23 protein-coding genes are annotated in these 21,435 nt (G+C 67.3%); 12 read left to right on the forward strand and 11 right to left on the reverse strand.

Annotated features, from left to right (window positions below; translation table 11 throughout):
* Positions 1-16 precede the first annotated feature (16 nt).
* Complete coding sequence (locus tag ABZS43_RS20280) at positions 17-676, reverse strand: helix-turn-helix domain-containing protein (protein WP_355037461.1); 660 nt, start codon at positions 674-676, stop codon at positions 17-19.
* A 150-nt stretch (positions 677-826) separates the two neighbouring features.
* Here ABZS43_RS20280 and ABZS43_RS20285 point away from each other — a divergent pair, with 150 nt between their 5' ends.
* Together ABZS43_RS20285 and ABZS43_RS20290 are read left to right on the forward strand one after the other, a co-directional pair.
* The gene (locus ABZS43_RS20285) at positions 827-2,374 is read left to right on the forward strand and encodes a TldD/PmbA family protein (RefSeq protein WP_355037462.1); all 1,548 of its coding nucleotides are present in this window, start codon (positions 827-829) and stop codon (positions 2,372-2,374) included.
* 5 nt (positions 2,375-2,379) lie between these two features.
* A complete protein-coding gene (locus tag ABZS43_RS20290; protein ID WP_355037570.1) occupies positions 2,380-3,756 on the forward strand; it encodes a metallopeptidase TldD-related protein in 1,377 nt (458 codons plus the stop codon).
* Positions 3,757-3,767: 11 nt separating this feature from the next.
* On the opposite strand, the gene ABZS43_RS20295 is transcribed toward ABZS43_RS20290, so the two are convergent.
* The 3 genes from ABZS43_RS20295 to ABZS43_RS20305 all read right to left on the reverse strand — a co-directional run bounded on the left by ABZS43_RS20295 (position 3,768) and on the right by ABZS43_RS20305 (position 5,437).
* The gene (locus ABZS43_RS20295; protein WP_355037463.1) at positions 3,768-4,301 is read right to left on the reverse strand and encodes a DUF4333 domain-containing protein; all 534 of its coding nucleotides are present in this window, start codon (positions 4,299-4,301) and stop codon (positions 3,768-3,770) included.
* A 152-nt stretch (positions 4,302-4,453) separates the two neighbouring features.
* Entirely contained in the window at positions 4,454-4,849 is a 396-nt protein-coding gene (locus tag ABZS43_RS20300; RefSeq protein WP_355037464.1) for a PPOX class F420-dependent oxidoreductase, read from the reverse strand.
* Positions 4,850-4,858: 9 nt separating this feature from the next.
* Entirely contained in the window at positions 4,859-5,437 is a 579-nt protein-coding gene (locus tag ABZS43_RS20305) for a helix-turn-helix transcriptional regulator (RefSeq protein ID WP_355037465.1), read from the reverse strand.
* 131 nt (positions 5,438-5,568) lie between these two features.
* Between ABZS43_RS20305 and ABZS43_RS20310 the strand changes: the two genes are divergently transcribed.
* A complete protein-coding gene (locus tag ABZS43_RS20310; RefSeq protein WP_355037466.1) occupies positions 5,569-6,300 on the forward strand; it encodes a glyoxalase in 732 nt (243 codons plus the stop codon).
* Here the strand turns inward: ABZS43_RS20310 and map are convergent.
* The gene (gene map / locus ABZS43_RS20315; RefSeq protein ID WP_355037467.1) at positions 6,284-7,051 is read right to left on the reverse strand and encodes a type I methionyl aminopeptidase; all 768 of its coding nucleotides are present in this window, start codon (positions 7,049-7,051) and stop codon (positions 6,284-6,286) included. The two genes, ABZS43_RS20310 and map, sit on opposite strands and share 17 nt — an antisense overlap.
* A 74-nt stretch (positions 7,052-7,125) precedes the next feature.
* Here map and ABZS43_RS20320 point away from each other — a divergent pair, with 74 nt between their 5' ends.
* Positions 7,126-7,389, forward strand: coding sequence for a helix-turn-helix transcriptional regulator (locus tag ABZS43_RS20320; protein WP_355037468.1), 264 nt, complete (start codon positions 7,126-7,128; stop codon positions 7,387-7,389).
* 48 nt (positions 7,390-7,437) lie between these two features.
* Here the strand turns inward: ABZS43_RS20320 and ABZS43_RS20325 are convergent, their stop codons facing one another.
* The 3 genes from ABZS43_RS20325 to ABZS43_RS20335 all read right to left on the reverse strand — a co-directional run bounded on the left by ABZS43_RS20325 (position 7,438) and on the right by ABZS43_RS20335 (position 9,834).
* Positions 7,438-7,815 (reverse strand): PPOX class F420-dependent oxidoreductase, encoded by a 378-nt coding sequence (locus ABZS43_RS20325; protein WP_355037469.1) that lies wholly within the window; start codon positions 7,813-7,815, stop codon positions 7,438-7,440.
* Between the two features lie 165 nt (positions 7,816-7,980).
* Positions 7,981-8,583, reverse strand: a complete 603-nt coding sequence (locus tag ABZS43_RS20330) for a hypothetical protein (protein WP_355037470.1) — start codon at positions 8,581-8,583, stop codon at positions 7,981-7,983.
* 90 nt (positions 8,584-8,673) lie between these two features.
* Positions 8,674-9,834, reverse strand: coding sequence for a helix-turn-helix transcriptional regulator (locus tag ABZS43_RS20335; RefSeq protein WP_355037471.1), 1,161 nt, complete (start codon positions 9,832-9,834; stop codon positions 8,674-8,676).
* Between the two features lie 137 nt (positions 9,835-9,971).
* On the opposite strand from ABZS43_RS20335, the gene ABZS43_RS20340 reads away from it, so the two are divergent.
* The gene (locus ABZS43_RS20340; protein ID WP_355037472.1) at positions 9,972-11,348 is read left to right on the forward strand and encodes an FAD-dependent oxidoreductase; all 1,377 of its coding nucleotides are present in this window, start codon (positions 9,972-9,974) and stop codon (positions 11,346-11,348) included.
* A 263-nt stretch (positions 11,349-11,611) separates the two neighbouring features.
* Positions 11,612-12,628 carry an MHYT domain-containing protein gene (locus ABZS43_RS20345; protein ID WP_355037473.1) on the forward strand — a complete coding sequence of 339 codons (1,017 nt, stop codon included), beginning with the start codon at positions 11,612-11,614 and terminating at the stop codon, positions 12,626-12,628.
* A 71-nt stretch (positions 12,629-12,699) separates the two neighbouring features.
* Here the strand turns inward: ABZS43_RS20345 and ABZS43_RS20350 are convergent, their stop codons facing one another.
* Positions 12,700-14,160 (reverse strand): MFS transporter, encoded by a 1,461-nt coding sequence (locus ABZS43_RS20350; RefSeq protein WP_355037474.1) that lies wholly within the window; start codon positions 14,158-14,160, stop codon positions 12,700-12,702.
* A gap of 55 nt (positions 14,161-14,215) precedes the next feature.
* On the opposite strand from ABZS43_RS20350, the gene ABZS43_RS20355 reads away from it, so the two are divergent.
* The 3 genes from ABZS43_RS20355 to ABZS43_RS20365 all read left to right on the forward strand — a co-directional run bounded on the left by ABZS43_RS20355 (position 14,216) and on the right by ABZS43_RS20365 (position 16,005).
* Entirely contained in the window at positions 14,216-14,953 is a 738-nt protein-coding gene (locus ABZS43_RS20355) for a TetR/AcrR family transcriptional regulator (protein ID WP_355037475.1), read from the forward strand.
* 182 nt (positions 14,954-15,135) lie between these two features.
* Positions 15,136-15,588 carry a CBS domain-containing protein gene (locus tag ABZS43_RS20360; protein WP_355037476.1) on the forward strand — a complete coding sequence of 151 codons (453 nt, stop codon included), beginning with the start codon at positions 15,136-15,138 and terminating at the stop codon, positions 15,586-15,588.
* Between the two features lie 33 nt (positions 15,589-15,621).
* Entirely contained in the window at positions 15,622-16,005 is a 384-nt protein-coding gene (locus tag ABZS43_RS20365; protein ID WP_355037477.1) for a hypothetical protein, read from the forward strand.
* Between the two features lie 9 nt (positions 16,006-16,014).
* On the opposite strand, the gene ABZS43_RS20370 is transcribed toward ABZS43_RS20365, so the two are convergent.
* Positions 16,015-17,340, reverse strand: a complete 1,326-nt coding sequence (locus ABZS43_RS20370; RefSeq protein ID WP_355037478.1) for a phosphoribosyltransferase family protein — start codon at positions 17,338-17,340, stop codon at positions 16,015-16,017.
* A gap of 353 nt (positions 17,341-17,693) precedes the next feature.
* Here ABZS43_RS20370 and ABZS43_RS20375 point away from each other — a divergent pair, with 353 nt between their 5' ends.
* From ABZS43_RS20375 to ABZS43_RS20385, 3 genes are all read left to right on the forward strand, one after another.
* Positions 17,694-18,572, forward strand: a complete 879-nt coding sequence (locus ABZS43_RS20375; RefSeq protein ID WP_355037479.1) for a slipin family protein — start codon at positions 17,694-17,696, stop codon at positions 18,570-18,572.
* A gap of 235 nt (positions 18,573-18,807) precedes the next feature.
* Positions 18,808-19,761 (forward strand): alpha/beta hydrolase, encoded by a 954-nt coding sequence (locus tag ABZS43_RS20380; protein WP_355037480.1) that lies wholly within the window; start codon positions 18,808-18,810, stop codon positions 19,759-19,761.
* 113 nt (positions 19,762-19,874) lie between these two features.
* Positions 19,875-20,552, forward strand: coding sequence for a class I SAM-dependent methyltransferase (locus ABZS43_RS20385; RefSeq protein WP_355037481.1), 678 nt, complete (start codon positions 19,875-19,877; stop codon positions 20,550-20,552).
* A gap of 131 nt (positions 20,553-20,683) precedes the next feature.
* Here ABZS43_RS20385 and ABZS43_RS20390 read toward each other — a convergent pair whose 3' ends face one another.
* Positions 20,684-21,202, reverse strand: a complete 519-nt coding sequence (locus tag ABZS43_RS20390; RefSeq protein ID WP_355037482.1) for a hypothetical protein — start codon at positions 21,200-21,202, stop codon at positions 20,684-20,686.
* Positions 21,203-21,435 lie beyond the last annotated feature (233 nt).

Here is a 21,435-nt window from a genome sequence, read left to right on the forward strand (position 1 = left end):
AGCTGCCTGGTTCGGATCAGGCCACCGGTTCGGCCTCGGTGGTGGGGTGAGGCGAGGCGAGCCACGGCTGCAGCACCCGCGAGGTGGTCTCGTAGATCCTGCGGTGCAGGCGCTCACCGTCTTCCTGACTGGAATTCGGTTGCTGGAACAGCACGGTCAATGCCCCGGAGACCGCGCCGACCACCGCGCCGACCAGCGCCGCGGCCCCGACTTCGTCGAATTCGTCGGGGAAGGCGGCGTGCAACTGACTGCCGATCTCACGTTGGGCGACCAGTTGGGCGTGCGCCGCGCGGCCGCTCACCGCGGGGACGGTGCGCGAGACCTGCGCGCGCACCGCCGCGATTCTGGCGTTCAGATCATCGATCAGATGTTCGCCGGGGTTGTCCCCCGCGGCGCGCAGCGCGCGCAACAGCACCTCGACCGGACGTTCGCCCGGCCTGCGCCCCGCGATGGCGGCGACCGCGGCACGCACCCGCTCGTCCGGTTCTGGGAAGAGCAGTTCTTCCTTGCTGGCAAAGTAATTGAAGAAGGTACGGGTGCCGACCTCCGCGGCGGCGGCGATATCGGCCACCGTCGTCTCCTCGTAGCCTCTGTTCTCGAAAAGCTCGACAGCGGCCTCGAGCAGAGCACGGCGGGTACGTTCCCGTTTACGGTCGCGCAGGGCAGATGGCGGCACGCGGGCACAGTACGACATCGACTGCCGTCATCGCGGTAACCACGGGGTTTCGAGCGCGCCGTTGGTCGTGCGCCGCTGGGTAATTCGTCCGGTTACGCGGGGGCGCGCACCGAGACACCCCCGCGCCGCGCGCCCGGTAGCGTATTCGGAGTGAGCATCGCGACTTCCGAGGATTCGGCGGGAACTGCGGCCATCGACGCCGAATTCCTCGCGCTACCCCTGGCCGCGCTGGCCGATGCCGCGCTCTCCGCGGCGAAGGCCGCGGGCGCCGCGCACGCAGACCTGCGCGTCCATCGACTGGTGACCCAATCGATTCGGCTGCGCGACGGCCATGTCGAGGCGATCACGAATTCGACCGACCTCGGATTCGCCGTCCGCGTGATCGTCGACGGCACCTGGGGTTTCGCCTCGCATCCCGCCCTCACCCCGCGCAGCGCCGCCGAGGTGGCGCGGCGGGCGGTGACCGTCGCGACGACGCTGCGCGCGCTCAATCGGGAACGCGTCGAACTCGCCGACGAGCCGGTCTACACCGACGCGCGCTGGTCATCGGCCTACGACCTCGACCCTTTCGCGGTGCCGACGACCGATAAGGTCGCGCTACTCCAAGACTATTCGGAACGGCTCTCCAGCGCCGACGGCGTCGACCACGTGACCGCGTCGGTACTTCAGGTCAAGGAGCAGACCTACTACGCCGATACCGCGGGCTCCTCGATCACCCAGCAGCGGGTACGCGTGCACCCCGAATTCGAAGCGGTCACCGTGGATTCGGCGGCGGGCGTCTTCGAGTCCATGCGCACCCTCGCCGCTCCCGCGGGCCGCGGCTGGGAATACGTCACCGGCGCCGACGGGGTCTGGGACTGGGACGGCGAACTCGCGCGGATCCCGGCCTGGCTGGCCGAGAAGGTGAAGGCACCGAGCGTCACGCCCGGCCCCACCGATCTGGTCATCGACCCGACCAATCTGTGGCTGACCATCCACGAATCCATCGGCCACGCCACCGAATACGACCGCGCCATCGGCTACGAATCCGCCTACGCGGGCACCTCCTTCGCCACCCCCGACAAGCTGGGCGTCCTGCGGTACGGCACCCCGATCATGCATGTCACCGGCGATCGCACCGAACCGCACGGTCTGGCGAGCGTCGGCTACGACGACGAGGGCGTGGCGGGCCAACGCTGGGATCTGGTCCGCGACGGCACCCTGGTCGGCTATCAGCTCGATCGCGTCTTCGCCCCGCGCCTCGGCCTCGACCGCTCCAACGGCTGCTCGTACGCGGATTCTCCGCACCACGTGCCGATCCAGCGCATGGCCAATGTGTCGCTGCAACCGGATACCGAGCGCGACACCAGCACCGAGGAGCTGATCTCGCGCGTCGAGAACGGGATATACATCGTCGGCGACCGGTCGTGGTCGATCGATATGCAGCGCTACAACTTCCAATTCACCGGCCAGCGCTTCTTCCGCATCCGCGACGGCGAACTCGACGGGCAACTGCGCGACGTCGCGTATCAGGCGACGACCACGGATTTCTGGGGCGCGATGGAAGCGGTGGGCGGTCGGTCCACCTGGCAGTTGGGCGGCGCGTTCAACTGCGGCAAGGCCCAACCGGGCCAGACCGCCGCGGTCAGCCACGGCTGTCCGTCGATCCTGGTGCGCGGCATCAATATTCTCAACACCCGGACGGAGGCAGGGCAGTGACGGAATTGCCGCACGCGGGCGAGGTGGTCGAGCGGGCGCTCGCGCTGTCGAAGGCGGACGAAGCGATGGTCATCGTCTCCGACAGCTCGGAGGCGACGCTGCGCTGGGCCGGGAATTCGATGACGACCAACGGCTCGACGACCGCTCGGGACTGGGCGGTCGTCTCCATCTACCGCGACGGACCGCGGACGGCGCGGGTCGGCAGCATCAGCTCCACCAGTGTCGATCCGGACGAGATCGAGGCGGTCGTGCGGGCGAGCGAGGCGGCGGCGAGCAGCGCCGAACCCGCGAAAGACGCCATGCCGCTGCTGGAAACGCGGGTCGACGCCGACGACTGGACCGCCCCGACCGCGCATACCGGCATCGAAGTCTTCACCGATCTGGCGCGCGATCTCGCCGTCGGCTTCGACGGCGAAGACCGCCTCTACGGCTACGCCGAACACAAGGTCGTCACCACCTGGCTCGGCACCTCCACCGGAATCCGTCGCCGCTTCACGCAGCCGACCGGATCGGTGGAGATCAATGGGAAACGCGGCGACGGCGCGGATCTGGCCAGCGCCTGGGTCGGGGTCGGGACCACCGACTTCACCGACGTCGACCTACCCGGTCTACTCGCCGATCTGTCGCGCAGGCTGGATTGGGCGGGTACCAAGATCGACTTGCCCGCCGGGCGTTACGAGACGCTGATGCCGCCGTCGACCGTTGCCGACATGATGATCTACATGGCCTGGACCATGGAGGGCCGGGGCGCGCACGAGGGTCATTCCGCGTTCGCGCGCGCGGGCGGCACCCGCATCGGCGAGCGACTCAGCGAGATTCCGCTCACCCTGTATTCCGATCCGAGCGCGAGCGGGCTCGAATACCAGCCGTTCGTCGCCACCCGCGCGTCCTCGGAGGCGGTGTCGGTCTTCGATAACGGAATGTCTGCCGAACGGGTCGACTGGTTGCGCGACGGCGTCATCGAATCGCTGATCTATCCGCGTGCCACTGCCGCCGAATACGATGCGCCCGCCACCGTGCCGGGGGACAACCTGCTGCTGACGGGCGGCTCGGAGGCCACCATCGACGAGATGATCGCGCGGACCGAACGCGGACTGCTCCTCACCACGCTCTGGTATATCCGCGTGGTCGATCCGGCCTCCCTGCTGCTCACCGGTCTCACCCGCGACGGCGTCTACCTGATCGAGAACGGCGCCGTGGTCGGTGCGGTCAACAACTTCCGTTTCAACGAGAGTCCGCTGGATCTCCTGCGCCGCGCGACGGAAGCGGGCGCGACCGAGACGACATTGCCGCGCGAATGGAAGGACTGGTTCACCCGGACCGCCATGCCGCCGTTGCGGATTCCCGATTTCCACATGTCATCGGTGAGTCAGGCCACCTGACCGCACCGTTGCTAGTGCGGACGGCTGACCTCGTAGGTGCCGTCGAGATCGGTGACGGTGATCGTGACGCTTTTCTTGATCCCGTCCACCCGAGCCGAGCAGTCGAAAACCGTGCCCAGTTCCACCGGCTGCTCGGCGGGGCATTTCACCTCGCGCACATCCTCCATCCCGTACGAATCGCCCAGGACCTGCACCACGCCGCGCTGCACGATCAGCGGGTCGAGTTTCGCGGGCGCGGGCGCGGCGGCGGTATGCGCCGCGATCGTCGTCGGCACCGCGGCGGCGGGCGGCGCGGCCACCGGAACGCTGGCCATGGGCGCGGACGCGGATCTGGGCGCTGGGTCCGGCATCGCCGACTCCCGGATACTGACCACGATCAGACCGGCGATCACGCCCGCGATCGCGATCGCGAAGGCGGCGGCGACGCCGGCGATGATCACCGGAACCCATCCGTTCGCGGTGGACTGCGGTGTCGGCCCGGACGCCGAATGATCGGCGATCGGGTAAGGGCGAGAGGCATTCGGCCGTCGCGTTGGTACCGTCATCACGTTCCCTCCCCCCGGGGCAGGGCCGAAATATGAGGTCTGCCAGTGAACTACCCCGGTGCGCGCGCCAGGATATCCGAGCCGGTACGGCCTTCGCCCCACACTCCCCCGAATCGCCCTACCCGACTTGCGGATTGCCCGCCGGCTTCCCGCTACACCGCAGGTGGGGGCATCAAGGTGATTTCGATCCCGATGGTTCCGGATTTCCCGCGGCGCAGCGTGCTCCCGAGAATGGTCAGCGGACCCAGGATGAAGTACTTGCGCATCAACAGTTTCCGCACCCGCTGGGTGCCCTCCGCGTCCAAGACCCGGCCGGTGCCCTCGACCACCTCGCCGCGCGGCTTACCCCGCACGTCGCAGGGCTGCACGGTGACCGCGGGATTGCGGCGCAGCCGTTTCACCTTCCAACTGTCGGTGACGGTCCAGACGAACAGTTTGTCGCCGTCCGCCACCGCCCACAGGGGCGTCCCGACCGGCGTGCCGTCCTTTCGGAACGTGGTCAGGAGAACGTAATCCGCGGTGCCGATGGCCCCTAGCGTATTGGTCATGACCGCAGCCTAATCGCCCGAATCGGACGCACCGCGCGCTGATTCCCGCATCCGGTACTCCCCCGCCTCCAGCCGGGCGAGGATACCGCCGGTCCAGGCCGAGAGATTGTCGAACACACCGCTCCACAGTTCCAGTAGATCGGTGGCATGCGGCGGTTCGTAGCGTCCGGGGAAATCGGGGATCATCGCGAGCAGTTCCTCGCGCACGGCGACGCTGTTGCGGCGTTGTTCGCGCAATTTCTCGATGACGTGCGCGCGGGGCAGGGCGTCCATGAACGCGATACCCGCGCCCAATTCCTCCATATCGACGCTGACCAGTGCCGCGTCCATCAGCGTCAGGAATTCCGCTTCGCCCGCGTCGGTCAGCGCGAACAGGGTCCGCCCCGGCCCCTTGTCGCTGCTCTCGGTATCGGAGGCGCGCAATTTTCCCTCCGCGCCGAGCTGTTTGAGGGCGTGGTAGATCGAACCCGGCTTGACGTTGGTCCACGTATCGGCACGCCATGACAGCAGTTCGCCGCGCACCGCGTAGCCGTGGGCCTGCCCCCGGCCGCGGATCACTCCGAGCACGAGCAGCCGCACCGTGGACATGCCGACCATCCTTCCACCGAGTTCCCCGCATCCGTTCGAACGCTCATGCTACTCGAGCTTGACTTCCGCGTATCGCCCCCTAAGCTGTGGTAATCAAATTTGACTAGCTAAGATCAGCTGGAGGAACAACCATGGGCGACACCCCGGTTCCCGTGCTCTGGTCCGCGACGCCGGCCGCGACCATCGATTTCTATCGAACGCTCGGATACACCGTCACCCACGAGCAGACCCGCCCGTACGTCTATCTCGTCTTCGAACGCAACGGCTGTCCGATCCACGTCGCCGGGGTCCCCGCCAAGGTCGAATCGGTCATCGAACATGTCGCCTGCCTGGTGATGGTCGATGAGGTGGCAGCCGCGCACCGCGAATTCAGCGCGGCCCTGCGCGCCCGCTACGGCAGGATCCCGACCAAAGGCCAACCCCGCATCACCCGATTCCGGCCGGGCCAGAGCCGATTCAGCCTGGTGGACCCCGACGGCAACACCCTCGTATTCATCCAGCGCGACGAACCCGAGGATCTGGAATACGGGGGGTCACGTGATCTGGAAGACCTCGCCCGCGTTCTCGACAACGCCCGAATCCTGCGCGATTTCAAGAATGACGACCGGGCCGCCACACGCGTACTCGAGGTCGGTCTCGGGCGGTTCGCCGCGAGCGCGACGCCCCTCGAGCGCGCCCGCGCCATGGCCATGCTGGCCGAATTGGCGGTCGCCATGGACGATCCGGACCGGGCGGAGAAGTATCGCGCCGATATTCGCGCGCTGGAACTGTCCGCACAGGACCGGATCGCCGTCGCCGCCGAATTGCGCGCGGGCACCGATCTGGAGCGTTGGCTCGATGGCGACGTCAGGCCGCCGCGGTGAGAACTCGGGGGCCGTCCTCGGTGATGGCGACGGTATGTTCCGAATGCGCGGTGCGGGAACCGTCGGCGGAACGGATGGTCCAGCCGTCGGGGTCGGTGTAGATCCGGTTCGTCGTACGCGCGAACCAGGGTTCGATGGCAATGGTCAAACCGGGTCGCAGCGGGTAGCCGCGCCCGGGTTTGCCCACATTGGGGATGTGCGGATCCTCGTGCATGGTCCGGCCGAGACCGTGGCCGCCGAATTCGGTGTTCACCGGATATCCGTGGGAGTGGGCGACCCCGGCGATGGCGGCCGAGATATCGCCGATCCGATTGCCCGGCAACGCGACCGCGATGGCCGCGGCCAGCGCCTCCTCGGTCGCGCCGACCAATCGCCGGTCCTGCGGGTCCGGCGTGCCGACGATGACCGTGATCGCGGAATCGGCCACCCACCCGTCGATGCCGACGGCGAGGTCGATACTCAGCACGTCACCGTCACGCAGGGCATAGTCGAACGGAAGTCCGTGCAGGACAGCGTCGTTCACCGACAGACAGACAGTATTGCGGAACGGTCCGCGCCCGAACGACGGCGCGTAATCCCAGTAGCAGGATTGCGCACCGGCCTGCCGGATCCGTTCGCGCACATACGCTTCCAGCTCCAGCAGATTCACGCCGACCGCGGCGCGCGCACGCAGTTCGGCGAGCACCCCCGCGACGAACCGCCCGGTCACCCCCATCCGTTCGATTTCCTCGGGCGACTTGAGCTCCACCATCACAACCTCCACTCGGTATTTTAATACCACCATAGCGGCTTGCGGTATTTAAATACCACTCGTACCCTGGTCGCATGGTCCGACTTCCGCTCACCCCCGCCCAGATCGAGGCCGGTCGCCGCCTCGGCAGCCGGTTGCGCGCGGCCCGCGCGGACCGTGATCTCACCGATGTCGCCGCCGCGGCGGGTATTTCGCCCGAAACGTTGCGCAAAATCGAAACCGGGCGATTGCCCTCTCCCGCCTTCGGCACCGTGGTCGCGCTGAGCCAGGCGCTCGACCTGCCCCTCCAGGAGTTGGCCGATACCTGGCGTTCGGCCGGACTAGCCGAATCCGCGTGAGAGAACTCGAGGTCGGCCCGCGACAGGTAGTCGGCCCCGAACCAGGCTTCAGCGCCGGGTGATCGCCAACCCCACCGAGCCGTCCGCGCCCTTGAACATTTTGTGTGCGCGAATGAAAAGTCTGCCCGCGTAGCGGTATTTGCCTCCGACTACCTCGCGCACGCGTTCGGTGCCGTCAGGTCCGAGTATCTCCGCGCGACCGGCGACCGGCGGTGCGTCACCGGTGCGGCCACGCGGATCGCAGACCTGAAGGGTGACATCGGCATTGCGCCGGATGCGCTTGACCTTGCCGGTGTCAGGGTGGGTCCAGACCACGATCCGGTCACCGTCGGGAGCGACCCACACGGGAGTGCCGACCGGGGTGCCGTCCCTCTTGTAGGTGGTCAGGAGTGCGTATTTACTATCGGCGATGGTGTGCCACGTCATAGCTACGACGGTAGGCGGCGGCGCGGGAGATGACATCCGACCCGGCGCGGAATACGCACTACGCGCGCAGGCGTAGGGCCCGGTCCTGGCCGGGGCGTCGCTTGCTCATCGCTCACCCGCCGCGGGTCGGATGCCACGCCACACCAGAAGGCGGCCGATGTCGGGTCAGGGGACGCCAGCGAGGGCGGCCATGGCGACGTCGACGACCGCCTGCTGTGTCTGCGCGGTGGTGGCGGGGTGGCGGGAGTAATCGATCCAGATCACGTCGGCGCCACGGCGCAGGATCACCGAACTCGCGCCGGTGCCGCCAGGGCCTTCATCGCTGTCGGCGGCGCACGCCTCGTCGCCGAGACCGGTGGCGTCGTGGAGTTGTCCGGCGACCGCGGGGCCGTCGCAAACATGGTCGAGAGCATTCGAGGCCCTGGCAGTTCCGGAGCGCCAGAAGAAACCGCCGTAGCGCAGCAGGCGAACATGTAACAGCCCGTAGCCATCGTTGCCAGGTGGGGAATCGCGAGTGATGTAGTAGCAGGCGGCGTCCCCGCCCGAGGAATAGGTCGCCTCGGTGACGCGGGCTGCGGCAGGCACGAGGCGCTCGAACACCGGGATGCCGATCGCCGAACACAGGTCGGCCGGGGCCGCCGCCGGCGGATGTGAGCGCGTGTACCGATCACCGAGCATCACGAATCCCGTAGCCGCCGCGATCATCACCAACGATACCGCCAGTGCCAGAAGGTAATCCCGCTTGGTTGCCCGCCTGAACGGTGACACATGATCCCCCGTGTCCGATCCCGAATCATGCCCGTCACCGACATGCGACGAGCCGCTGCGAGCGAGGGTAGCCGAGGAGCGCGCATCGGTTCAGGCGCTCGGCTGCCGCTCTTGCGCGTCGGGCGCGACGAACCACCCGGTCGGCGTCAATTCCGCCCCCATTCGCGGCACATACTGGTCGAAATACACCCGCGAGATCAACTCGCGCCGGGACCGGACATCGGCCTTGTCGAAGACCGATTTCAGGTGGTCTTGGACGGTATAGGTCGACAGATGCAGCGTCGCCGCGATCTCCTTGGTGTCGATACCTTGCAGCACCAGTTGGACGACATCTCTTTCCCGTGGCGACAACCCGTAGGCGGCGACGACGATCGCCACGATCTCCGGCGGACGAGCCTCTTCGATGGTGATCACCACATCACCCTGTCTGCCGCCACGGGCGGTGAGCGGACCCGCGTGCAGCACCAGCCACATTCCGCCGGTGGTGCGTAGCCGACAGCGCGGCGGGACGGATGTCTCGCCGCGTCCGAATCGCCTGGCCGCGCCGACCAACGCCGCGACCGGGGCGAGCGGATCGCCGCCTGCCACGCCCCAGTCGATTTCGCCGAGCCGTTGCTCCGCGCCGAGACTCATCTGCGCGATCTGATCGTCGGGGCCGACGATCACCACCGCGGGGCCGGTCACCGGGGTGGAGGGTGGGGCTTCGGCGAGCCGCGCCAGCATCCCGGTGCGCACGCCGTGCGCGAAGGGCGCCGCGAGCGAGGCGAGAAAATCGATTTCGGCGCTGTCGAACGGCGCGTCGCCGGGCCCACGGAACAGGGCCATCGCACCCCAGGTCTCGTGCCCGTCCCGGAACGCGAGACGGGCCTCGTCGCCGAAACCGAAACGCGGTTTCATGAAGGTGCTCATGCGGCCGGAACGCTCGACGTCACCGTTTGTCATGAGATGCACGCCCGCGGCGGGGATCTCGGCGCGGGCCAGTTCGGTGAACGCGGTCGGTTCCACGGTGCCGTATTCGATCAGCCCGAATTCCTGGTCGTGGCTGTTGCGGTCGCGGAGGTCACCGTATTTCCTCGCACTGGTCAACATGTGGGTGACCGGGTCGTGGGTGGCGATGCACGCGCTCACCCACGGAACCGCCCGCGACACCGAGGCGACCGCTTCCTCGAGGAAGGTGTCGAGGTCGAGTCCGGCGCGCGCGACGACATCCATATCCTGTCGCACACGTGCGGCGGCGAGTCCTCGAGCCATGACAGCCAGTGTGCGCCCGCACCCGGCTTCCCACCATCCCAGAAGTCTGGGTGCCCGCCACCACCAGATCCGCCGGGCCGTATCTCCCCTGCTGATCGGGATGGCGCGGCGGTGCGCGCGGCCCGAAGGTTGCCGACATGACTTCTTTCGAAACGACCACCGCCGAGGCTCTGGAAACACTGCGGAATCACTGCGAACTGCATCTGCCCGGTGACGACGGCTACGACGCAGCACGCACGCCGTGGAACCTCGCCGTTGACCAGCGTCCCGCCGCGGTCGCGATCCCCCGCAGTGTCGACGAGGTCGCGGCCGTCGTTCGCGCTGCCACCGCCGCGGGTCTGCGGGTCGCCCCGCAGAGCACAGGACACGGGGCGGGTCCGCTCGGTGAACGCGCGCTCGATGACGTCGTGCTGCTGCGTCTGTCGGAATTCACCGGCGTCACCGTCGACCCGGCGGCGCGCACCGCGACGGTCGTCGGCGGCACGCTGTGGCAGGACGTGATCGCCGCCGCGGCGCCGCACGGCCTGACCGCGCCGCACGGCAGCGCACCCGATGTCGCGGTGGCGGGTTACATTCTCGGCGGCGGACTCTCGTTCTACGGCCGCGAGCACGGCGTCGCGGCGAATTCGGTGCGCTCGGCGGATGTGGTGCTGTATGACGGCACCGTCGCCCACGCCTCCGCCGATCAGAACCCCGACCTGTTCTGGGCGGTGCGCGGCGGCGGCGGGAACCTGGGTGTGGTGGTGTCGATCGAACTCGAATTGCTGCCGTACGCCGATGTTTTCGCCGGAATGCTGCTGTGGGACCGCAGCCGCGCCGCCGAGGTGGTTCCGGCATGGACGCGGTGGAGCAGGACCGCACCCGAATCGGTGACGACATCGCTGCGGATCATGAGTTTCCCGCCGCTGCCCGAGTTGCCCCCGTTCCTGTCCGGCCGCGATATCGTCGTCATCGACGGGGCCGTCCTGGCGGACGACGACACCGCCGCGGCGATCCTCGAACCCCTGCGCGCGCTGCGACCGGAACTGGATACCTTCGCCAGGATCCCTTCGGCCAACCTGCTTTTCGTCCACATGGACCCGCCCGCACCGACACCGACCGTCGGCGATCACAGCGTCCTGGGCGACCTCGATGACGCCGCGGTCACCGCGTTACTCGCCCAGGTCGGCGACGGCACCGCCACCGGGCTGATGTTCACCGAATTGCGTCATCTGGGCGGCGCCATCGCCCGCCCGGTCGACGCGGGCGGCGCGGTGTCCCATATCCCGGGCGTGTACGCGTTGCTCTGCGTCGCCGTTGCTCCCACACCGCAAGCCGCGGTGGCGGGTAAGGCCGCGGCCTTCGCCGTTGTTCGCGCCATGTCGGCGTGGTCGCTGCCGAACCTGATCCACACCTTCGCCGAGAACCGCGTCGACGCCGGCCGGATGTACGACGGCGAAGACTGGGCTCGGCTGTGCCTCGTGCGGGACGACGTCGCGCCGGGGGCCGTCTTCGTGGCAAACCACGGGTTGTAGGCACGACCGGTGACCTCGACGGTGCGCGACCGTCGGCGTCACTCTCCCGCATCGCGCTCGGCGATCTCCCTTGGCGCCCTGTCGCAGTAAACCGAGATAGCCCACTCATTGCCCCACGGAGCAGTCGCGGCATTCTCCCCATCTCGTCGGATAAACAAAGAGTGACGAACGCCACATCTTGCTACCGGCAACCTGCCGTATCGTCTGAGCCTCTACACAATTTCGTACGCTCGGCACGACGGTCGGCAGTGGGGTTTTTCACGGTGCTAGATATTTACCACTTCAGTCATGGATGGCTGACCCCACTGCTGTCCTACGTCATGTCGTTCATCGGCTGCCTACTCGGATTGCAGTGCGCCGCGCGCGCCAGGCATGGCAACCGAACGTCATGGCTCGGTCTATCCGCGTTGGCCATCGGCGGCACGGGCGTCTGGGTGATGCATTTCATCGCGATGCTCGGATTCTCGATCCAGAGCGCGCAGATCCGCTACAACGTGCCGTTCACGCTGCTCAGCGCGGTCACCGCCGTCGGGGTTGTCTGGATCGGGCTGTTGCTGGTGGTCAAACCGGAGCCGAAGCTGCCGGGACTACTGGCAGGTGGCGCCATCACCGGGCTCGGCGTCGCGAGTATGCACTACCTCGGCATGTACGCGATGAAATCCGATGCGGCGATTAGCTACGACACCGGACTGGTCGCCGCGTCCATCGTGATCGCGGTTGTGGCGGCGACAGTCGCCCTGTGGTTCACGGTGCACATCGACGGCACGTTCGCCACCATCGGCGCGGCGCTGATCATGGGCGTGGCGGTCTCGGGCATGCACTACACCGGCATGGCTTCCATTCACGCCGAGCACACCGGTCATCAGGGCGCGCCGACGGGGGCGGAAGCTCTGCAACTCCTCGGCCCGTTGATCGCCGCGATCAGTATCGTCACCATGCTGTTGTTCGTCAGCGTCGGCTTGACCTCCGTCGAACGCACCGCCGGCTCGCCGCCCGCGCGCCCGGCGCCGACCACACGCCACGACGGCGTCGGTCTGGCACCGCCGAAACGCTCGAATTCCGAATCTCCATTCGCCGATCGCATCGCGTGGTGGGAAGAGGACATCCCCGACACTCCGCGACCGGCCGATCCCCCTGTCAGCCGGTACTGGCCGAGTAGTTCCGCGGATTCGCCGCAGCGGCCCGAGCCGAAGACCACCCACCTGCGTGCCGTGGATGATCGATCGATACAGCGGCGGCGCCCGCCGTCACGGCGGCTGCGCGACCAGGACAGCGCGTAGGCGCGTCCGGCTCGACGTCCGCCGACCCGCGACGCCACCTACGCCGTAGGCGCGAGGGGTCCTAGGCCGTCCTAGGCCACCAGCGCCTGCTCCGCCTCGCCCGCCGGATCGGTGGCCGGCCGTGAGCGCAACAGCAGGAGCCCGAGGATCGCGGCAGCCACACTGAAGCCCGCGCTGATCCACGCACCCGCCGACATGGCCACGGTGAACGCGTCCTTGGCAGGTTCGACATAGCCGAGTTCGAATGCGGCGCCGATGGATTCGCGCGCCGCCTCGGGCGCGTCGCCCGGCATGCGCGAGCTGAAGACACCGGCCAGCACGCTGCCGAGGACGGCGATACTGATCGCCATACCGACCTGTTGCAGGGTGTCGTTCATGGCCGAGCCGACGCCCGCGTGTTCGAGCGGAATAGCGTTCATGATGGCGGCGTAGGCGGCCGGACCGGCCAATCCACCGCCGACTCCCATGACGAGCATGCTGATCAGAACCCACAGGTAGCCCGCGCCGACGGCGAGAACGACGAAGGCGGCGCCCATCACGAGCAGACCCGAGACGATCAGGGTCTTATTGCTCAGCGACTTGCCGAGCGTCGCCCCGAGCCCGTTGCATACGGCAGCCGCGACCGCGTACGGCAACAAGGCCAGGCCGGCCTTCATCGGTCCGTAGCCGAGTACGAATTGCAGGTATTGCGTCAGCATCAGCATGAGCGCGCCCATACCGAACACCATGAGCAGCAGGGTCAGGGCGGTGCCGGTGAAATCCCTGCTACGGAAGACGCCGAGGGGAAGCATCGGATGTTCCGAACGCGCCTCCCACACCGCGAAACCGGCCGCCGCGATGATCGCGAGCACGATCATGGCGATATTCCACTCGCGTTCGATGATCACGTAGACGATCGCGCCCAACGCCACGATGGACAGCAGCACGCCGACCAGGTCGACGGGCCGCTGTTCCCCGGTGCTCTCGGGCATCAGCACCAGTGCGGCGACGATCGCCGCCACCGCCACCGGAATATTCAGGAGGAAGACCGAACCCCACCAGTAATGCTCGAGCAGCGTGCCGCCGAGGGTCGGCCCCGCGACGATGCCGACGATGGATACCGTCGACCACGCGGCCATGGCGGTACGCCGTTCGTCCTCGGCGAAGGTCGTCATCAGAATGGACAGCGTCGACGGCATCAGCAACGCCCCGCCGACGCCCATCGCGGCCCGGGCCGCGACGACCTGCCAGGGTTCGGCCGAGAGGACCGCCGCCAGCGACGCCACGCCGAACACGGCCAGCCCGGTGATCAGCATGCGCCGCCTGCCGAAACGGTCGGAGAGGCTGCCCGCGGTGAGCAGGAGTCCGGCGAAGACCAAGACGTAGGCGTCGAGGATCCATTGAATGTCGGACGGAGTCGCGCCCAGTTCCCGAATGAGGGACGGAATGGCGAGGTTGAGGACGGTTCCGTCGATCATCAGCACGAGTAGCGAGAGACAGAGCACCCCCAGAATCCACCAGCGACGGGGGTCTCGTACAGTGTTCGATTCCACTCGCACACCGTACGATATTCTCGAACGATGTGCGAGTGAATATAGGATATGGCTCGTGAGCAAGCAGTTCTCGTCGGTGTGGACCCGTGAAACCCGACAGCCGAAGGCGTCGGGACTCAGACGCGACCAGATCGTCACCGCCGCGGTCGCGATACTCGACGCCGATGGCCTGCCCGCGCTCAGCATGCGCAAACTCGGCACGAAACTCGACGCGGGGGCGACGAGTCTGTACTGGTACGTCGCCAATAAGGACGAACTGCTGGAATTGGCACTCGACGAGTTCTGGGGCACGCTCGACAGCGCCGAACCTGGACAGGTGTCCTGGCGCGAGGTGATCACGACCTTCGCCTACGGCTTCCGCGCGGCCCTGCACGCCCACCCGTGGGCTGCCTCGCTGATCGGTCAACTGCCTAGTATCGGCCCGAATGCCCTGCGGCTCACCGAGCGCCTGCGCCGCGCCTTCATCGAGGCGGGATTCACCGGCACCGATATCTACCTGGCGAGCAGCGTGGTGATCTCGTTCGTCCTCGGCCAGATCATCCCGGAACTCGCCTGGGCACACACGTTCGGCGATGACGAACCCGACCGCGAGGAGTTGCTCGACGATCTGGTGGAGGTGGCGCGCGACTATCCCGAGATGATCGCGGACTTCCGGGCGACGGCGCAGGTGAATCCCGGCGTAGCCCGCGCGATGGCCTTCGATTTCGGGCTGTGCTGTGTCATAGATGGTCTCGACGCTCGCCTGCGTCAGCACCGATCACCCGGCAGCACAACCGAATCCATGCGGCATTGAGGACGGTACGGCCGGGTCGCCGCCGCCGAGCCCGCCCGCGCCATCGGCGTCGCCGGATCCTTTCGATCAGCGCGCACGCGGAAGGACCCCGTGCCCCGATGACCTTTTCCCCTGTCGGCACGACGGAACGCCGTCGAATGATAGTCAGACAATCGAAACCCGACCACGGCGAGGAGCTCGTCATGACCAACGCACAAGAGATCATGCACCCCAGCGCAGCATGCATCGGAGTGCGCGACACCATGGATACCGCAGCGCAGCGCATGCGCCAACTGGATGTCGGCGCATTGCCCATCTGCGACGGAGAACATCATCCGGTCGGCATCGTCACCGACCGCGACATCATCATCAAGGTCATCGGCATCGGCGCGAATCCGAAAACGACCACCGCCGGTGAACTCGCCCAGGGCGACGCGTTGCACACCGTCGACGTCGGCGCCGACATCGATGACGCCCTTGCCCTCATGGAACAGCACCAGATCCGGCGGCTTCCGGTCACCGAGCGCGGCCGGCTGGTCGGCATCATCACCGAGGCGGACCTGGCACGTCACCTGCCCGAACAGATGGTCGGCGAATTCGTCGAAGCCGTGTGCGCCCAGAATCTTCCGACGGCCAGCGCCGAGGCGCCACGCTGAAGCCGAGCCGAATCGACAGCATCGGAGGAATTCATGAGCCACTCAGCCGACCTGAGCCCGGCCGAACGCCAACACGCCGCCCGCCGAGCCGTGGAGGACCTCGGCGGCGGCCGTGACGCGCACGCCGTGCTGCGCGTGCGCTGCGGTCGAAGCCATCATGTCGCCACGGTTTTCGATACCGCTCTCGGCGCGGTCTACGAATCGTCGGTGGGACCACACGCACATGGGCAGCGCGATTTCGTCGACGAGCCACACCGCGCGAGCAAGCACGGCACCCGCTATCTCGACCTGCTCGACGCCGACCGCTTCACCGAGGACTCGGTGCCGGCCCACTGCGAGTGTGGCAACCATCAACTGTCGCGCACCGAACTGCGGCAGGCCATCGATTCCGGCCGACACACGATGCAGTTGAGCTGACTGCCGTTGTCACGGCCTTTCTCTCTTCCCCACGGGTGCGAGGTGGTCGATGAACCAGTCCCGGGCGAGTTCGGCCGCTCTCTGCAGCGTGCCGGGTTCCTCGAACAGATGCGTCGCACCCGGCACGACCGCCAGCGCGGTCTCACACGACAGCGCCGCGGCGGCGCGGCGGTTGAGTTCCAGGACGAGATGGTCGTCACCGCCGACGATGAGCAGTGTCGGCGCCCGGACATGTGCCAGAGCGTCACCAGCCAGATCGGGTCGGCCGCCGCGTGAGACCACCGCGGCGATCTGCGCCCGCGGGTCGGCCGCGGCCCGAAGGGCCGCCGCGGCGCCGGTGCTGGCCCCGAAATATCCGATGCGCAGGTCTACGACGTGGTCCTGACGGGCGAGCCACCCGGTGACCTCGACCAGCCTGCGCGACAACAGCTCGATGTCGAAGACAATGGCCCGGTCCAGTTCTTCCTCAGGGGTGAGTAGATCGAACAGCAAGGTGCCCAATCCTTCTCGCTCCAGGACCGTGGCGACGTAACGGTTGCGGGGGCTGTGCCTGCTACTGCCGCTGCCGTGGGCGAACACCACCACACCGATCGGATTCTCCGGGATGGTGAGATGCCCCGCGAGTCCGACGCCCGCCGCGACAACCCGTACCTCGTCATCACGCAGCGGCGGATCATCGGCCGCTCCTCGCTGCACCGTCATCCCGTCCGCGGCACGCCGCAACAGGTCGGCCACCTCGTCGTCGGTGGTCTGCTCGAAATTCTCATACCACTGGCCGACCGCGTAGAACCGCGCCGGCGTGTCCAGGCAGATCACCTCATCGGCGTCCTTCGCCAAGGCCGTGAGCGTGTCTCGCGCCCCGACCGGAACGGCCAGCACGACCCGCGCCGCGCCGTGCGCCCGCGCGACCCGGCAGGCGGCGCGGGCGGTGGCACCGGTGGCGATGCCGTCGTCGACGATCACCGCCGTACGGCCGGTGAGCGAAATCCGCGGCCGAGTACCCCGAAACCGCTCGACCCGCCGCGTGAGCTCCTCGCGCTGACGGCGTTGCACCGTGGCCATCTCCGCATCGGTGAGCCCCGCTCGCCGCACGACGCTATCGTTGATCACCCGTACGTCGTCCTCACCGATCGCGCCGAACGCCAGCTCCGATTGGTGGGGCACACCGAGTTTGCGCACCACGATCACATCCAGTGGCGCCTTCAGCGCATGCGCGACCTCGAACGCGACCGGCACACCACCGCGGGGCAGTCCGAGCACAACCACGTCCTCGCCGCGCAGCGGCTGTAACCGCGCCGCCAACCGGCGGCCCGCGTCACTACGATCCTCGAACATCGAACACCTCCTGACGAGTCTTCTTCTCAGACTCGTCGACGGCGCCACATCGCCAACAGGCCCGATCGTCGCCGGGGCACGTGCCGTTGGTCCCTGGCTCGATGGCCTCGTCGGCGCTGAGCACCCAGCGGCCGGGCCGACGGTGACCGACGACGTCCCGATTCGGACAACAGGTGGGCTGCCCCGCGCCCCCCGGCGACGAAGTACCCGGCGGGGGGTGCCGTTCGGCACTGTGCACTCGGTGTGCGGAGCCGCATTCTGAAGGTGGTGAGCTGGATCGTCGCCGGGCATCCGCGTCACCGTCCACCCCCGATTCAGATGCCGACCCGAATTCGGGTCGATAAGGAGAAGTCGTGAATGCGTTCGTGATTGCTCTCGCAGTGCTCATCACGGCACTGATCGTGCTGTCACTCTCGATTCGGGTGGTGATCCAATATGAAAGAGGAGTGCTGTTCCGCCTCGGACGCGTGATCGCAGTCAGAGAACCCGGACTGAGATTCATCATCCCGGTCATCGATCGACTGCGGAAGGTGTCGATGCGCATCGTCACCATGCCGATCCAATCCCAAGGCATCATCACCCGCGACAATGTCAGCGTAGATATCTCCGCCGTCGCCTACTTCCGCGTCGTCGACGCCGAGAAATCGGTCGTCGCCATCGAGAACGTCTACGCCGCCATCGACCAGATCGCGCAGACCACGCTCCGCAAAGTCGTCGGACAGCACACCCTCGACCAAGCGCTCGCCGAAACCGACACCATCAACGCCGACATCCGACAGATCCTCGACACCACCACTCTGGAGTGGGGTGTCGAAGTCACCCTGGTCGAACTGAAGGACATCCAACTGCCCGACACCATGAAGCGGGCCATGGCACGCCAAGCCGAAGCCGAACGGGAGAAGCGCGCCAAGATCATTGCCGCCGAGGGCGAATCCATGGCCGCCGCAGCGCTGGGCGAGGCCTCCGACACCATGATGGCTCACCCCCTCGCCCTGCAACTGCGCAACCTGCAGACCCTCCTCGAACTGGGCGTCGACAAGAACACCACCGTCGTGTTCCCGGCACCACTGATGAGCGCGATCGGCGACATCGGCGCCTTCTTCGCGCGCGAAACCACCGCCTCCGCGACCCTGCCCCGCACCGCCGAGACACTGCCGACGACCCCACCGGTGTCGACACCGATGAACAACGGGACGGCGAGCACCACGGTCACAGCGCACACGCCGGACTGACGCGCCGCGGATCGCCCAGCGGCGGGCCGCGTGGTGCGTCTCGATCGGAGGATGCCGAAAGTCCCTGGATCGAGAGACCGGCGACCCGGACATGGTGGACGTTGCGTCCTTCCGGCTGGATGGAGCTACCGGCCATTCTTGATATGGACCAGCTCGCTTTCTGTGGTGTGGGCGGAAAGGCAGAACCAGCCTCGAACGGAAACGCGACATAGTCGAGACGACGTCAGGAGTTCAGATGCCCCAGTGGCGAGACTTGCTCCAGCGCTTCCGGCCTGTCAGAGCTCCCGACGCGGCGGCCCCGGACGTGCCTGCCGATCGAATCGCCGACGCCGCGGGCGAACCGGCGCCGCTACGTTGGCGGTCGATTCTGGTCGAGGGCCGCCCCGCCCGCTACGCGGTCGGCGGGCTCGGACCTCACGTGCTCTTCCTACACGGCTGGGGACTCGGCGGACAGGCCTATACCCGCCCGCTCGAACAGCTCATCGACATGGGAATACGCGTGTACAGCCCGGCGCTTCCCGGGTTCGGCGGTACCGCAAGCCTGCCGGTCGAGCACCGAACCCTCGCCGGATACGCCCGATGGGTCGGCCACTTCGCCGACGCGATCGACCTACCCCGACCGGTGACCCTGGTCGGGCACTCCTTCGGCGGCGGCGTCGCGATCGAGGCCGCCCACGACCTCCCCGACCTCGCCGAGCGGCTCGTACTCGTGAACTCCATCGGCGGCTCGGCGTGGACCGACGGCCGTGGCGTGGTGCGGGCGCTGCGCGAACGCCCGCTCTGGGACTGGGGCCTGCACCTGCAGGCGGACCTGCTCCCCGGCCGCCAAGCGAGCCGGGTCCTGCCCGTGATCTTGCGCGACGCGGTGCCGAACCTGCTGCGGAACCCGACCGCGGTCCGGGAAGTCGCCCATCTCGCCCGCACCGCCAACCTGGCCTCCGAACTCGCCGCGCTCGCCGAACGCAGACTCCCCATCTTCGTGGTGTGGAGCAATCGAGACACGGTCATCCCCGAATCCACCTCGTTGTCGTTGCAGACCGCCCTCGGCGCCCCGCAGAGCATCACTGTGTCCGGCGGGCACACCTGGCTCATCCATGACCCCTACGCCTTCGGCGAGCTCATCACCAATGTGATCCGCGAACCGGTTACCGGCCCCGACGACATCGACGCCCGACCCGCGGCAGAATGATCACCGATATCGCGCTGTCGAGGACACGGCCGGGGGCAACGGCATCGGCAGCGCTGTCTGCGTGACGACGGGCCGACGGCATCGGCCGCCCGTCGCTGCGGCAGACTCGTCGGGTGAGCAGCCCCCGTGACATCGACGCGTCCCGTTTCGCCGCCGAAGCCCTCGCACAGGATGATCCGACAGGATGGTTCGAACCGCTCTACGCCGCGGCGGCCGACGGTACGGCGATCGTGCCGTGGGATGTCCCGGAAGCCAATCCTGTCCTGGTCAGCTGGTCGGAGGGTATATCGGGAGCGGGCCGGAGCGCGCTCGTGGTCGGGTGCGGACTCGGTCGGGATGCCGAATATATTGCGAGCCTGGGGTTTCGGGTGGTCGCATTCGACATCTCGGAGACGGCGATCAGCACCGCGCGGCAACGGTTTCCGGAATCCTCGGTGGAATACATAGTCGCCGATCTACTGAATCCGCCCGCCGGGTGGACCGGCGCGTTCGATTTGGTGGTCGAGTCGATCACCGTGCAGTCGATGCCGCTGTCGGTACGGGCGGAGGCAACCGGGTATATCGCGCGCATGGTCGCGCCCGCTGGCGAACTCGTCGTGATTTCGGGTATCCGCGCCGAGGACGAGCAGGTCGACGGGCCGCCGTGGCCGCTCACGCGCTCGGAGGTCGAGGCTTTCGCCGTCGACGGCTTGCGCGCCGTCGAGGTCGAACAGGTGTCGGCCGCCGAACTGTCGAACCAGTGCCGGTGGCGCGCGATATTTCGCCGTCATCGAAATGCCGTCGCCGGCTGATTCCACCGTGCCGCGGATGAATCGGGATTCACCGAGTTCATTCGGACACACGAATTCCCCGGCCGCGTCGACAATTACTCGGCGAGCGCGACCGGGATTTCCGATATTTATCGATGCCCTATTCGGTCACGTCACTGATTGGCACCGATCACGCCACCGATGAGACCGCCGACCAGACATCCGGGAACGAATCCGGCGACGAAGAACAACACCCCGATCAACGCGCCGACCGCGCAGCCGATCAGTACGCCCGCCACCGTTGTTCCCGCGTCCCCGATGAATTCGGCCCGCGCCGGCGCTCCCCCGACCGGCGTGAGCGTCAATGTGGTTGCCGCGGCGTCGACTTCCGGCGCCACCCGCACCTGTTGACCCGCTACGGTGTTCAGTGTGGTCGGCACGGTCGCCACTACCGTGCCGTCGGGCGCGACCACGGAGATCCCGGCCTCCGGTGTCACCACGAAGCGGCCGGAGGCCAAGGTCATGGTGGCGGTGGAGTGGTCGGGAGCGACCGCGGCGGTGTATTCGACACCGCGGTCGTTACCCGCGATCACCGGATCCGTGATCGCGGGCGATCCGTACGCGGTCGCGGCGGTGACACCGGTGGCGGCGACCGTCAAAACCGTTGCCGCTACCAATTTTCTGATTTTCATGAGCATTCCAATCCAGCCGAATCGATTGACGTTTCCCCGAGAAACGGACCTGGGACATCAACAATGATGCGCTCCCGGCATCAATCACGGGAGCGTTTCGACGAAACCGAAAAGCCTTGCAAGATCGAATGATCGGCCCGAATTCTTGGGGCTTGCGATCATGTCGTCGGTAATTTTCCCCACGGGAGACCCACCGCGTTCGCATGGCCCGGCGCAGCAAACCGACGTGTCAC

Origin of the sequence: Nocardia sp. NPDC005366, from assembly GCF_040606855.1 — a bacterium.
Taxonomy (GTDB): Bacteria; Actinomycetota; Actinomycetes; order Mycobacteriales; family Mycobacteriaceae; genus Nocardia.

Excerpts from the sequence above, each read along its gene's own strand:
- ABZS43_RS20305 (WP_355037465.1), bottom strand. The coding sequence starts at position 5,437 with ATGTCCACGGTGCGGCTGCTCGTGCTCGGAGTGATCCGCGGCCGGGGG.
- ABZS43_RS20380 (WP_355037480.1), top strand. The coding sequence starts at position 18,808 with ATGCCCCAGTGGCGAGACTTGCTCCAGCGCTTCCGGCCTGTCAGAGCT.
- ABZS43_RS20360 (WP_355037476.1), top strand. The coding sequence starts at position 15,136 with ATGACCAACGCACAAGAGATCATGCACCCCAGCGCAGCATGCATCGGA.
- ABZS43_RS20300 (WP_355037464.1), bottom strand. The coding sequence starts at position 4,849 with ATGACCAATACGCTAGGGGCCATCGGCACCGCGGATTACGTTCTCCTG.
- ABZS43_RS20390 (WP_355037482.1), bottom strand. The coding sequence starts at position 21,202 with ATGAAAATCAGAAAATTGGTAGCGGCAACGGTTTTGACGGTCGCCGCC.
- ABZS43_RS20320 (WP_355037468.1), top strand. The coding sequence starts at position 7,126 with ATGGTCCGACTTCCGCTCACCCCCGCCCAGATCGAGGCCGGTCGCCGC.
- ABZS43_RS20325 (WP_355037469.1), bottom strand. The coding sequence starts at position 7,815 with ATGACGTGGCACACCATCGCCGATAGTAAATACGCACTCCTGACCACC.
- ABZS43_RS20340 (WP_355037472.1), top strand. The coding sequence starts at position 9,972 with ATGACTTCTTTCGAAACGACCACCGCCGAGGCTCTGGAAACACTGCGG.
- map (WP_355037467.1), bottom strand. The coding sequence starts at position 7,051 with ATGGTGGAGCTCAAGTCGCCCGAGGAAATCGAACGGATGGGGGTGACC.
- ABZS43_RS20295 (WP_355037463.1), bottom strand. The coding sequence starts at position 4,301 with ATGACGGTACCAACGCGACGGCCGAATGCCTCTCGCCCTTACCCGATC.
- ABZS43_RS20310 (WP_355037466.1), top strand. The coding sequence starts at position 5,569 with ATGGGCGACACCCCGGTTCCCGTGCTCTGGTCCGCGACGCCGGCCGCG.
- ABZS43_RS20370 (WP_355037478.1), bottom strand. The coding sequence starts at position 17,340 with ATGTTCGAGGATCGTAGTGACGCGGGCCGCCGGTTGGCGGCGCGGTTA.
- ABZS43_RS20335 (WP_355037471.1), bottom strand. The coding sequence starts at position 9,834 with ATGGCTCGAGGACTCGCCGCCGCACGTGTGCGACAGGATATGGATGTC.
- ABZS43_RS20365 (WP_355037477.1), top strand. The coding sequence starts at position 15,622 with ATGAGCCACTCAGCCGACCTGAGCCCGGCCGAACGCCAACACGCCGCC.